This window comes from Corynebacterium striatum ATCC 6940, from assembly GCF_000159135.1.
Taxonomy (GTDB): Bacteria; Actinomycetota; Actinomycetes; order Mycobacteriales; family Mycobacteriaceae; genus Corynebacterium; species Corynebacterium striatum.
Genome location: NZ_GG667521.1, coordinates 232,424 through 244,980, shown reverse-complemented (window position 1 = coordinate 244,980; position 12,557 = coordinate 232,424). Strand labels below are relative to the sequence as shown.

The 12,557-nt window shown below is 60.9% G+C and carries 10 protein-coding genes; 3 read left to right on the top strand and 7 right to left on the bottom strand.

From position 1 onward, the window contains the following. Nucleotides 1-16 precede the first annotated feature (16 nt). Genes HMPREF0308_RS06250 through HMPREF0308_RS06235 form a run of 4 tightly spaced genes read right to left on the bottom strand, consistent with a single transcriptional unit; the run spans nucleotide 17 to nucleotide 3,461 of the window. On the bottom strand, nucleotides 17-1,183 hold the full coding sequence (locus HMPREF0308_RS06250; protein ID WP_005529803.1) for a multidrug effflux MFS transporter: 1,167 nt from the start codon (nucleotides 1,181-1,183) through the stop codon (nucleotides 17-19). Continuing rightward, on the bottom strand, nucleotides 1,180-1,950 hold the full coding sequence (locus HMPREF0308_RS06245) for an ABC transporter permease (protein WP_005529801.1): 771 nt from the start codon (nucleotides 1,948-1,950) through the stop codon (nucleotides 1,180-1,182). Before HMPREF0308_RS06245 ends, HMPREF0308_RS06250 begins: the two co-directional genes overlap by 4 nt. Continuing rightward, nucleotides 1,950-2,915 carry an ABC transporter ATP-binding protein gene (locus HMPREF0308_RS06240; RefSeq protein WP_005529799.1) on the bottom strand — a complete coding sequence of 322 codons (966 nt, stop codon included), beginning with the start codon at nucleotides 2,913-2,915 and terminating at the stop codon, nucleotides 1,950-1,952. Before HMPREF0308_RS06240 ends, HMPREF0308_RS06245 begins: the two co-directional genes overlap by 1 nt. Nucleotides 2,916-2,945: 30 nt before the next feature. Next, on the bottom strand, nucleotides 2,946-3,461 hold the full coding sequence (locus HMPREF0308_RS06235; protein ID WP_005529798.1) for an NUDIX domain-containing protein: 516 nt from the start codon (nucleotides 3,459-3,461) through the stop codon (nucleotides 2,946-2,948). An 83-nt stretch (nucleotides 3,462-3,544) separates the two neighbouring features. Between HMPREF0308_RS06235 and HMPREF0308_RS06230 the strand changes: the two genes are divergently transcribed. The 3 genes from HMPREF0308_RS06230 to HMPREF0308_RS06220 are packed head-to-tail and all read left to right on the top strand — an operon-like array spanning nucleotide 3,545 to nucleotide 8,594. Continuing rightward, nucleotides 3,545-5,026 (top strand): hypothetical protein, encoded by a 1,482-nt coding sequence (locus tag HMPREF0308_RS06230; protein ID WP_005529796.1) that lies wholly within the window; start codon nucleotides 3,545-3,547, stop codon nucleotides 5,024-5,026. Then, complete coding sequence (locus HMPREF0308_RS06225) at nucleotides 5,026-6,093, top strand: glutamate ABC transporter substrate-binding protein (protein WP_005529794.1); 1,068 nt, start codon at nucleotides 5,026-5,028, stop codon at nucleotides 6,091-6,093. The genes HMPREF0308_RS06230 and HMPREF0308_RS06225 overlap by 1 nt, the downstream gene beginning before the upstream one ends. Continuing rightward, nucleotides 6,090-8,594: a serine/threonine protein kinase gene (locus tag HMPREF0308_RS06220; protein WP_005529792.1), complete on the top strand. Its 2,505-nt coding sequence runs from the start codon at nucleotides 6,090-6,092 to the stop codon at nucleotides 8,592-8,594. The genes HMPREF0308_RS06225 and HMPREF0308_RS06220 overlap by 4 nt, the downstream gene beginning before the upstream one ends. 320 nt (nucleotides 8,595-8,914) lie before the next feature. On the opposite strand, the gene HMPREF0308_RS06215 is transcribed toward HMPREF0308_RS06220, so the two are convergent. From HMPREF0308_RS06215 to pta, 3 genes are all read right to left on the bottom strand, one after another. Next, a complete protein-coding gene (locus HMPREF0308_RS06215; protein ID WP_169305112.1) occupies nucleotides 8,915-9,529 on the bottom strand; it encodes a hypothetical protein in 615 nt (204 codons plus the stop codon). A gap of 366 nt (nucleotides 9,530-9,895) precedes the next feature. Further along, complete coding sequence (locus HMPREF0308_RS06210) at nucleotides 9,896-11,116, bottom strand: acetate kinase (protein ID WP_005529787.1); 1,221 nt, start codon at nucleotides 11,114-11,116, stop codon at nucleotides 9,896-9,898. Beyond that, nucleotides 11,117-12,475: a phosphate acetyltransferase gene (gene pta, locus HMPREF0308_RS06205; protein WP_005529785.1), complete on the bottom strand. Its 1,359-nt coding sequence runs from the start codon at nucleotides 12,473-12,475 to the stop codon at nucleotides 11,117-11,119. Nucleotides 12,476-12,557 lie beyond the last annotated feature (82 nt).

Here is a 12,557-nt window from a genome sequence, read left to right as displayed (position 1 = left end):
GGCAGCAGGCAAGCCGCTAAACGTGCTTGCGCAGGGCCGCGAAAGCACCGCACACAGCAATGGCCGAGCAGACCACCATGCCGATGCCCATCGTGAGGGCCGGATTATTGCCCAGACCCATCAACGGGCTAACCATGCCCGCCAAAATCGACTGCACAAAGCCGATAATCGCGGAAACCGAACCGGCCTTTTCGCGCATGAGCCCCGTAGCCAGCGCCGTAGCGTTACCCATGATGAAGCCCGTCGGCGCGATGCAGCAGAAGAGAATCAACACCATAAGCCACACCGGCGCACCGAGGAAAATAGCTAGGAAAAGCAAGAAGTTGCAGAAAAAAGCTGCCCCGACGCCGATGCTGAGCATCGCCTTCGGAGTATATGTATTAAGTGCCTTCGCATTCACGATGGTTAGGGCAAACATGCCCATGGAGTTCATCGCGAAGATGAGCGAGTAGCTCGTCGCGCTAAAGCCCCACTGCTGCTGTAGGACGAACGAGGAGGCCGATATGTACGAAAACATCGCACAGAATCCAAAGGCCACCGTGACCAAGAATCCCCAGAAACGCCCATTGCGCATCACGGTCAGGTAATTGCCGATGACCGTGCGCACCAAATGGTCATGCGGGCGGCCGCCTGCGGTCTCCGGGACGACCAGAATCGCCAGTACGAACTGCAATGCATGCAGGCCTGTAAGCACCCAGAAGATGCCGCGCCAGCCAATCGGTTCGGCCAGGAAGCCGCCCATGACCGGTGCCAACGCAGGCGCGATACCCTGCAGCGCCATGAGCAGCGAATAGGCCTTCGCAGCCGCCGCGCCAGTCAGCAGGTCCGGCACCACGGCACGCGAGAGCACCACGCAGGCACCGCCGCCCAAGCCTTGGAAGGCACGCGCGGCAATCAAGACGGCGATGCTCGGGGCGAGTGCCGCCACTGCCGACGCCGCCAAAGCCACGCCCGCGCCGAGGATGAGGAGGCGCTTGCGGCCGACGGCGTCGGAAAGCGGGCCGATCACCAGCTGCCCCACGCCCATTCCGATGAAGAAGCCAGTGAGGGTTAACTGCACCGCTGCGCGCGTAGTTTCCAGGTCAGAAACAATTGCCGGCATGACCGGCAAGTACATATCAGTAGCAAAAGGCGCTGTTGCAGACAACAGCGCCAAGGTAGCCAGGAGAGGCAGTGGGATCATGCGTCGCGTTTTTCAAGCACGAAGACACCCAGTATCCACAGGATCGCAGCCCACGCAATGAAGACGATCGCGCTGCCCGTGGAGGAATCCCACGGCGCATTTTCAGCAACTGAGTCGGATGCCCAGCTGTTGAAGGCCGAGAAAGGCATGAAGTGGATGATGTCGTCGCCGATCTTGGGCAAGACGCGAACAACGTTCTCAATACCCAGGTACAGGATGAGGGATAAAGCAACAGTGCCGGCAGTCTGACGCAGCAGCCAGCCTAGGCCTTGGACAAAGATGGTAACCAAGAAGCTGAGCAGCGGGAACATCCACAGGGAACGCTTACCAGCATCCTCTTTGAAAGGCTCGTAAAGTTCCTTCACAGAGTCCGGCGCTAGCATCTCCGAGAGGAAGTAGATCAGCACCAGAGCCAAGAACATGATTACGGCCGCAATAACGCCGTACAAGAGCACCTTCACTAAAGCCACGATGCTGCGGTTAGGGTTTGACATGTACACGGTGGATTGCAGGCCGAAGCGATACTCAGTAGTAACCACCATGATGGCTTGGATCATGATGATCGGGATAACCAGCGCCAAGAGGATGGAGTTCATTCCCTGCGCCGTAAGCGGGCTGACGGGGAAGGCCGGATCTACTTCGGGCGCATTGAGGGAGTTAAGCAGCGCCCAACCGATCGACAGGATGAAAATGAGGCCGGTGGTCCAGTAGAAGGACTTCGTAGTGCAAAGCTTGGTCCACTCGGCGCGCAGGGTGTTAACAAACATTAGTTCTGCTCCTCCTGTGCGATGTTTTGGTTGGTTGCCGGAGCACCTGGGGTGCTGGCATGGTACTGCACGTCTTCGCCGGTCATCTGCATAAATGCATCCTCCAGGGAAGCACGTTTCAGGCTGAGCTCATTAAGCGGGACGCCCGTGGAGTACGCCAATTGGCCGATGAAGTCAGTGCTTTGGTCCTCGATGATGAACGTATCGCGGCCTTCCTCGTCGGTGCTGGTGCGGAAGGAAACGTTTGCCTCGCGCAGAGCGCCGCCGAATTCCTCGAGGTGGTCGGAACGCACGATGACGGAAGACTGTGAGTGCTCCTTCACGAAGTCATACGTGGACTGGTTTGCCACCAAGCGGCCGCGGCCAATGACCACGAGGTGGTCAGCCGTCAGAGACATCTCGGAAAGAAGATGGGAGGAAATCAGCACGGTACGGCCCTCAGCTGCGAGTGCGCGCACCAAGGAGCGCACCCAGCGAATGCCTTCTGGGTCGAGGCCGTTAACCGGCTCGTCGAGGATGAGGATTCCCGGGTCACCCAACAGGGCACCTGCCAAGCCGAGGCGCTGGCCCATACCGAGAGAGAAGCCGCCGGCCTTTTTACCGGCGACGTCGGAAAGCCCGACCAGCCCCAGGACCTCCTCCACGCGCTTGGTAGGGATTCCATTGGACTGTGCCATCCACTTCAGGTGGTTGGCGGCGGTGCGGTTGGGGTGCACTGCCTTGGCGTCGAGCAGCGCACCGACCTCCCGCAGCGGGTTCTTCAGCTCGCGGTAGGTCTTGCCGTTAATACGGGTCTGGCCCGCTGTGGGGCTATCCAGGCCTAGAATCATGCGCATGGTCGTCGACTTACCCGCACCGTTCGGACCTAGAAAGCCGGTCACAATGCCTGGCTCCACCTTAAAGGTGAGGTCATCTACTGCACGGACAGACTTATATTGTTTTGTCAGTCCCTCAACTTCAATCATGCTGTCAAGGGTGCCATAGTTTTCTGGCAGTTACCTGCGTAGCCCCTCGATTTGTTTTAGCAGAGCCGGAAAAGCCTGCCGAAATGCCCCCAACAGAGGTAATTTTTCCACCTCTCCTAGCGGCACCCAGCGCAGCTCATTGGATTCCCCGTTTGCTTCCACGGCAAGCGGCTGGCCGCTGCGGGTCCGTGCAATGACCGTGGTGTAGGTCCAGTTGCCCGGCAGCCCACCCGCGGGAGGGAAGGGCCCAGAGGTCACGGAGGAGCAAAGCACCTCGACGTCGGCAGGCGCGATGGCGCATTCCTCGCAGGTCTCACGCAAGGCTGCTTCCTCGGGGGTCTCGTGTAAATCGCGCGCTCCGCCTGGGATTCCCCAAGTTCCGCCGTGGTTGGTCCACTCGGCGCGGTGTTGAAGAAGGACTTTATCGCCAGCTAGAAGAAACAGCCCGGCCGCGCCGAACTTACCCCACAGCTTGCTGCCTCCCGGGCCTGCGGCCCAGCCATCCCCACTGGTGTGTGTTTCTTCTCCTGCCGTCATGCCGCCCATCCTACGGGGCAGCGCCCTGCACCGCCTCCAAATGTGGTGGCGTGCATCACCAAAGCGCCTTTATTCTGCGCTATTCTAAGGGAATGACTGGCACAGGGTTGGAGGGCGCCGCACGTCCGGGCGAGCGTGCCGCCACGCATCCGGATGATGCGGCGAGGAATCATCACGATCATCCTGCTGACCACTGGCTGGATGAAGTAACCGAGCCAGCCGCTCCTGCTTTCAGCAACGCCACCCAACTGGCCATGAGCTCTTTTGTCGGCCCGGCGCGCTTGGTACGCCGCCTGTATCACTTCGCCGCCACCACGCCAGGCAAGCTCTTTACCGTGACGCTGATCCTCACCGTGGCGTTGGCCGCCGCAGGCTTGTCGATGTCGAACACTTCCGCCAATCGCCACGCGGCCTTGGACGATCTGCTCAACTCCACAGAGCCAATGTCGAATGCGGCGCACCATCTCTATACCAACCTCTCGCTGGCTGACACCGTGGCCACCACGGGCTTCGTGCAAGCTGGCGTGGAGTCAGAGGCTAACCGCGAGCGCTATAACGAAGCCATCGACGCGGCCTCCGTGGCCGCCACGCAGTCCGTCCTCGGTACCAATAGCGATGACGCCCGCATCCGCGAGCTGGTGACCTACATCCAGCGCGAGCTGCCCGTATATACCGCGCTCGTGGAGAAGGCCCGCACCAACCACAGGGCTGGCAACGCGGTGGCAAACTCCTATATGTCCAATGCATCCTCCCTGATGCGCGACAAAATCCTGCCGGCGGCCTCCGAACTGTTTTCGCTTACCTCCGCCAAGGTCAAGGAACAGCAGCAGCGCCTGACCAGCCCTCAATGGGTGCCGCTTTCTGGCCTGGTGGCAGCACTCTTCTTCCTCCTCATCGCGCAATGGTGGTTGTGGCGGCTAACGCGCCGCCGCTTCAACCGCGGCTTCCTCACCGCCAGCGTGCTGCTCTTTTTGGCGCTCACGTGGGCTTCGGCCGCCAACTTTGCCACGTGGAGTTCTGGCTACCACGGCTTTGAGACAGTCTCGCGCCCGTGGGATTCGCTCACTGCTTCCCGAATTGAAGCGCAGCAGACTCGCACTTCTGAGACGCTGGCGCTGGTCCTGCGTTCCTCGGAGTCTGACATGTCGGTGCGTTTTAGTTCGACGTTGTATTCCATTTCTAACGCCCTCGAGGACTACGAAGCCGCGCTTGCCGACGACGATATCCCCATCAACGATCCTGCGCTTCTGCCCGCCGCCAAGCAGGCCGCGCAGGAGTGGGAGGACTCGCACGAGGAGTTCATGAATGCGCTTGCCGACGGCGACTATGACAAGGCGATCTACGAAGCCACTGTGAGCACGCCCAATGGATCGCCAACGGCCGCTAGCGCTTTCGACGACGTGGATAATTCTTTGGCGGGTCTGATCAGTGAGGCCCGCGTGTCCATGCGTTCCTATTTGGAGCAGGGGCTCAACGCTATGACCATGGTTTCCACTATGGTGTTCTTGCTGACCAGCGGCGCCATCATCGCAGTGTGGCTGGGTATCCGCCCTCGACTCCAGGAGTACCTCTAATGACTTCGAAGTTTCGGCGACTACTACTGGCTACTACCGCGGCGTGCACGGTGGCGTTGGTGGGGGCGACGTCGTGTAGCGTGCCCCAACGCTTGGCCCCACAACAGGATGAGAAGGCGATCCCACAGGCCTCCTTGAACTCAGAGGCAGGGCCGCCTTTGCCCAACAACTCGATCTGGGAAAGCGCTGGCAGCATAGAGCCGCACCCACGCACGAAGGTGCCGGTGACTGGCACCTACCGGCCGGATGACAAGACTCCGCGTGAGCGCATTCCTGATATTTACAAGCGCGGACGCATCATCGTGGGCGTAGACCGCTCCAACAATCTGATGAGCTACCGCGACACAGCTTCCGGCGAGGTCCGCGGCTTTGAGGTGGACATCGCGCGGGAAATCGCCCGCGACATCTTTGACGATCCAAATAAGGTGGATTTCCGTTTCGTGGAGTCCTCGGAGCGCACCTCAGCGCTGAACGAGCGCAGCGTGGATATTGTAATTCGCACGATGTCCATTAGCGCCGAGCGCCAGCGCGAGGTGGCCTTCTCCGCGCCGTATATGACCACCAAGACCAAGCTTTTGGTGCTCAGCAGTTCGGGCATTCGCTCCATCGACGACACCGCAGGCAAGACGCTGTGCGCAGTGCAAGGCTCCACCATCGTGGACACGGTGCGTCGCGAGGCAAGCACGTCGAACATCCTGCAGACCCGCTCGTGGGGCGATTGCTTGATGGCCCTACAACTCAACCAGATCGACGGCGTGGTGGCTGATGACGCCCTATTGTCTGGAATGCTGGCGCAGGACTCCTATACCTCCATCGTGGGGGCGCCACTCACTAGCGAGGATTACGGCGTGGCAGTGCGCAAGCCCGATAGCTTCTACGATTCCAAGCCGTTGCTGCGTCAAGTTAACTCCACGCTGGAGCGCATCCGCCAGGACGGCACCTGGGATAGACTCTTTGCCACGTGGCTGGGTGACTATCTAGAAAAGCCAACGCTGCCCGCACCGAATTACTTGCCGGAGGAAGAAAGCTCCAAAGACGCCGACGCTACAAAGGAGGCGCAGCGATGAGTCCTACGCATGGCCATAGCTTCAGCGAGGACGAGCTCGATCACCTCGAGCCGGAGGCGCTAGAAGATCCCGCGACAGGTGCGGCGGTTGACACTGACGCGGCAAACCCCGGCACGGCTTTAAATGCCGATGACGCAGAGCCTGCCACGCAAGCGGTGCCATACGACCCCTTTGCGGACGAAGACGAGGTAGGAACCTCGGCAGTTGCCTTCGATCCTTTCGCTGACGAGGACGACGAATCTGACGAGGGCGCCGATGTTGCAGGAACCTACACCGACCCCGACAACATTGCGGCTCTCATCGCGGAGCTGGGACAACTACGCGATCGTCGCAAGCAGGAGCAACATGAAGATGCTTCGCAACGCTCGCGGCGCCAAGCCTTGGATACGTTCCGCCAGCGCCGCGCCGCCAAGCGCACCGACCGCGAGGTGGCCGACGGAATGGCCACCCTGCCCTTCATCGTGCCGGGCAACCCCACTGCCGCGCTCATCGACCCAACCAAAGAAAACGTCGCTCCACCGCAGCTTTCCCCGGGCGATATCGTAGCCGGGCAATACGAGATTTTGGGCGTTATCGCACACGGCGGTCTGGGCTGGATTTACCTGGCCAACGACCACTTCGTCTCTGGGCGCATCGTCGTCCTAAAAGGCATGCAGTCGGAGAAGTCGGCCGACGAAACCGCCACCGCCGAAGTCGAGCGCGAGTTCCTAGCGGACATCACACACCCGGGAATCGTGAAGATTTTCAATTTCGTCGATGACGAGCGCGTCGACGGTGGCTTTATCGTCATGGAGTACGTCGGCGGCCCTTCTCTCCAGCAACGCCGCAATGACCAGAAGGACCGGCTCTTCCCAGTAGACACGGCCATCGCCTACATTCTGGAACTGCTGCCGGCGTTGGACTACCTGCACGCCCGCGGCGTGGTCTACAACGACTTGAAGCCTTCCAACATCATCGTCACCGAGGACCAAGTCAAGCTCATTGACCTGGGCGCGGTCTCGGGTATTGGAGCTTTCGGGCATATCTACGGAACTAAGGGTTTCCAAGCCCCCGAGATCGTCAAGTCTGGCCCGTCGGTGGCCTCGGATATTTACACCATCGGCCGCACGCTGGCCTGCCTGACCATTACGCTTCCGCAGGAAGACGGCGTCTACTTGCCGGGGCTTCCCTCCCCTACCGATGAGCCTTTGCTGCGCCGCTATCTTTCCTTCTATCGCCTGCTGCAGCGCGCCACCGACCCTGACCCGGCCAAGCGCTTCCAGAGCGTTGCGCAGCTGCGCGACCAGCTTTACGGTGTGCTCCGCGAGGTCATCGCCCTGCGCGACGGAATCCAGCATCCCACTCAGCACTCGCTGTTTTCGCCGCAACGTACGACTTTTGGCACCAAGCACTTGGTTTTCCGCACTGACCAGCTCATCGACGGCATTGAGCGCACGGTGCGCATCACCGCGCCCGAGGTGGTATCCGCCTTGCCTACCCCGCTGGTTGACCGCTCCGACGTCGGCGCCGCACTCCTCCAAGGTGCTTCCTACACCGAGCCGCAGGAAGCGTTGGAGACGCTGCGCCAGGCAATGCAGGCCCCAGAATACGAGGAGTCCGCGGAGATTCCGCTCGGCGTGGTGCGCTCGATGATCGACCTGGGTTATACCGGCCAGGCCCGCGAGTGGCTGGCCTCCATTGAGGACAAGCTCGGTAAAGACTGGCGCTTCCAGTGGTATTCGGGCGTCGCGGTGCTGCTCCTCGACGACTTCCGCGCCGCCCAGGTGCACTTCTCCAATGTGCTCAACCTGCTGCCTGGCGAGCCCGCGCCGAAGCTGGCCATCGCCGCCATCAACGAGCTGATTCTGCAGGAGCTCGGTTATGAGGAAGCATCGCTTATCGACGCCGCCGTGGCTCGCGCATGTGCCAACCTCACGACGTCGCTGGCTGACCTCCCCGCGGAAGCTTTCGCGGACCAGCCTGGAATCTGGGACCACGTGACGGATGACCCGGCACACCTGCGTTTCAACTCGATGCGCTTGTACGGCATCGTGTGGGCCACCAATCCGACTACGGTGTCCTCCGCGTTTGGGCTGGCGCGCCAGCTGCGCGCTGAGCAGCAGATTGAACTGGCCGTGGCCACTTTGGACCGCGTACCCAACGCATCGCGCCACCATCGCATGGCGCGACTGACCACAATTCTGCAGCTGGTGCTCCATGATCTCACGGAGTCCCGCATCCGCCGCGCGGCCCACCGCCTGGAGGAGATCCCGCAGAACGAACCCCGCTTCTTGCAGGTCAAGGCGGCAGTTATCTCGGCCGGCCTCAACTTCCTGCGCGATTCCAACCTCGATGCAGCGGCCTCCCCCAACGACCTCTTCGAGTTCGCCTTCACCCAGCGCGGCCTGCGCTACGGCTTGGCCGATACTCTGCGTGCCCTGGCCCGGCAAGCCCCCTTCGCGCGGCACCGCTATGCGCTGGTGGACCTGGCGAACCAGGTGCGGCCGGTAACGATGTTCTAGGCCGCGCGCCATTCGCCCGGCCTCTCGCCGCGGCCCGCCAGGCGGCCCTGCCTTCCGCCATGGATGCCTTTCCAAATGGTGAGGTCAACCGCTCCAAACGCCACCTCACCAGCCAGCACCAGCCCCAACAACTAACGCTGGCCCCACTAGCCACATCGCGACCTCACCATTTGACCATTCGCGTCGCGCCTCAGCCCAAATGGTGAGGACCACATGGTGAGGTGAGCAATCTCCAGCCCCAGCAGGCAACGCCAGTCACAGTAGTTACAGCTCGACCTCACCATCTAGGCCAACTACCTGCAAATGGTGAGAGGAAGCGCCTACGCCTGGCGCACCACTTGCTGCAGTCCCCGCTCACGGCCAGACACCCAAGTTGCCCGCAGCTCTGCCAGGAACTTCTGTGGCTGATGAAACAGCTCAGTCGAAGTCACACGGAATACCGTGTAACCGGCATTCTGCAATCTCACCTCGCGGCGACGCTCTTCCACGATTACCCGCCGGGTATCCGAGTCATAGGTTGCGCCGTCATACTTCACGGCTCCATCAATTTCCAATACCAGCCAACCATCAATCAGAACATCAACGCGAACACTGGGAATCACCCAGACCTGCTGTTGGATGGAATAACCCATCTTTGCGTGTACCAATAACGCGATGCATAATGCCTCGTAGGGAGACTCGCATTGACCAGAAAGAAGCGATATAGCTCGACGCGCTTCAGCGATATCTTTGACCCGCCCCATAGTTGCGAGGCAATCCATAGCCATAGCCTTGGCAGCCTCGACATCGAGTTCAGGATGCATCCGAAACCATGATTCGAGTGCCACGAAGCCGCGAATCCAGCCTTCGAAGCGCGCGAGGTCCAACGCGGCGCGCAAAGCAGACGTGACGCGAACGCCCTGCACCTTCTCGACCATAGAATCTGGCAGACGCATCTTCTTGTAACTTCGGCCGTGGCCCCAGTCTCTCCGCGGTGGCATAACGCCAGAGCGCAGAGCGAGCGTCACCGGCTCCTCGCCGCACCGCGGCGGGAGGACCCACAGCCCATGCACCCGCGCCGCCGAAACTCCCACGAGCACCGCCCGCCTAGCACTATGGCCCGCCCGCAAACACCGCGCCAGCTGCTTTTCATGCCAAGGCAGCGACTGCCCTTCTACTACTCCCCCGAATTGTTCCATAGAGATAGTCCACTAGCCGGATCAGTACGAGCGCAAGAGGGAATTGGTGCAACAGGCCAAATCTGTGGATAACTCATCGCGACGAAGGGGCCAGCCACCAGGTTGGCCCCTTCCAAACGCGGACTAGTACAGCCCCGCCTCACGCGCCATATCGGCGATTTCAGCGGACTTCTGTGCGATAGCCAGCTCTTCGTTGGTCGGCACAACGAAGACCTTGACCGGAGAGTCCGCCTCAGAAATCATGCGCGGCTCCTTCGAGCGGACTAGGTTAGCCTGCTTGTCGAAGTGAATGCCGTACATACCCAGGTTGAACAGCGAATCCTGACGTACCTCAGTGTCATTTTCGCCCACGCCTGCAGTGAAGGTGATGGCGTCCACGCGGCCCAGCGCAATCATGTAGGAACCGATAAAACGGCGCAGCTGGTGGATGTAGATGTTGTATGCCAGCCATGCGTCCTGGTCCTCGGCTTCGATGCGCTCACGCAGCACACGGAAGTCGTTGACGCCGGAAATGCCCTTCACACCAGACTGCTTGTTGAGCAGGTTGTCAATCTCATCGATAGACATGCCCGCCTGGCGGGAGAGGTGAAAGATGATGCCCGGGTCGATATCGCCGGAACGGGTGCCCATCGCCAAACCAGCCAGCGGGGTTAGACCCATCGAGGTATCAATTGGACGGCCGTGGCGAATAGCCGCCGCAGACGCACCATTGCCTAGGTGGAGGGTGATCTGGTTGACGCGCTTCGGGTCCTTATCCAGCAAGCGCGGGACCTGCTGCGACACAAACTCGTGGGAGGTGCCGTGGAAGCCGTAGCGACGGATGTCGTACTTGGAAGCCACCTCGTTGTTGATGGCGTAAAGCGCAGCAGCCGGCGGCATATGGTTGAAGAAGGCCGTATCGAAGACCGCCACGTGCGGGATGTTCGGCAGCATCTTGCGAGCCACGCGAATGCCGTCCAGGTTGGCTGGGTTGTGCAGCGGGGCCAGCGGGATGAGGTCCTCAATCATGGACTCAATCTGATCCGTGATCAGCTGCGGGTCGGAGAAGAGGCGTCCGCCGTGGACAACGCGGTGTCCCACGGCAACGACCTCCACGTCCATCGGGCCCACGTTGTGCTGGTGCATAATGTCGAATGCCCGCTCCAGGCCGAAGGAGTGGGTCGGAATCTCCAGCTCTTCCTTGTATTCCTCGCCACCAGTCTTGACGGTGACGGCACCCATCGGCTCGCCGACCTGCTCGACCAAGCCGGAGACCAGCGGGGCGTCGGTAGCCGTGCCCTCTGGGTCAACCAGCTGGAACTTAACCGATGAGGAACCTGAGTTGAGAACGAGTACGTATGCCATTTACTTAACTCCAGCCTGGATTGCCGTGATGGCGACAGTGTTGATGATGTCCGGAACGGTAGCGCCGCGGGAAAGGTCGTTGACCGGCTTGTTCAGGCCCTGCAGAATCGGGCCGACAGCCAGCGCGCCGCCGGTACGCTGGGCGGTCTTGTAACCGATGTTGCCTGCCTCGAGATCCGGGAAGATGAAGACGTTTGCCTGACCAGCAACTTGAGACTCCGGCGCCTTCTTGGCAGCCACGCCTGGGTCGCACGCGGCGTCGAACTGCAGCGGACCATCCACCTTGACGGAGGAATCCAGCGCACGAGCGGCCTCAACAGCAGCCACCGCGCGGTCAACGTCCGGGCCGGAGCCCGAAGTACCGGTGGAGTAAGACAACATGGCCACGCGTGGGGCGATGCCGAACTGCGCTGCGGTCTTTGCGGAAACCACGGCGATTTCACCCAGCTGCTCTGCAGTTGGGTTCGGGTTGACCGCACAGTCACCGAATGCCCACAGGCGTCCGCGCATGACCATCAGGAAGATGGAGGAAACCACGGAAGCGCCCGGCACGGTCTTGATGATCTGGAAGGAAGGCTTGATGGTGTGCGCCGTGGTATGCGCAGCGCCGGAAACCATGCCATCTGCCAGGCCCTTGTGCACCATCATCGTGGCGAAGTAGGAAACGTCCTGCATAGTCTCGCGCGCCTGCTCCAGGGTGACGCCCTTCTTCTTACGTAGCTCCGCGAAGTCAGCGGCGAATTCCTCCGCCAGCGGGGAGTTCAGGTGATCAATGACGTCTACGCCGGCGAGATCCACGCCGAGGCGCTCCGCCCGCTTGGCGACGTCCACCTCATCACCGAGGATGGTCAGCTTAGCGACCTTGCCCTCGATGAGTGCGCCGGCCGCTTCAATGATGCGGTCATCGTCGCCCTCTGGGAGCACGATGTGTGCACCGACTGCGCGAGCCTGGTCAAGCAGCTGCTTCTGGAAAAGTTCGGCGCTCATAACCGGGGCAATCTCCCCGACTGATGAGAGCGCACCTGGGACAGAAGCGACGTCGGTAAACGCGCCCAAAACCTCAGCACCCACGGAGCGTGCATGGGCAAGGGCAAGGTCCGAAGTACGTGCTGGAGCGTTGGTAATCAGAACGAACGGGATACCGAGCGCCGCTGCGGCCTTGGCGTCAAAGTCCATTACACCCGTGCCCTGCAACACGACGTCGCCTTCTGGAACAGTGACCAGAATCTGATCAAGGGTGGTTCCCAGATCGTTGAGCTGCGCGAAGGTTGCGCCTAGGTCTTGCGCCAGCGAGGGGACATCAAGACCGTCGAAGCCACGGCCGATGACACTCACGAGTGCGGAGTTCTGTGCAGACATTCTCAGTAGCCTTTCTCTTTCAAAGAGTAGACGAATAGTGTGCCGCAAGTCACTAAACGCGGCACACAGTGACGCCTTCACT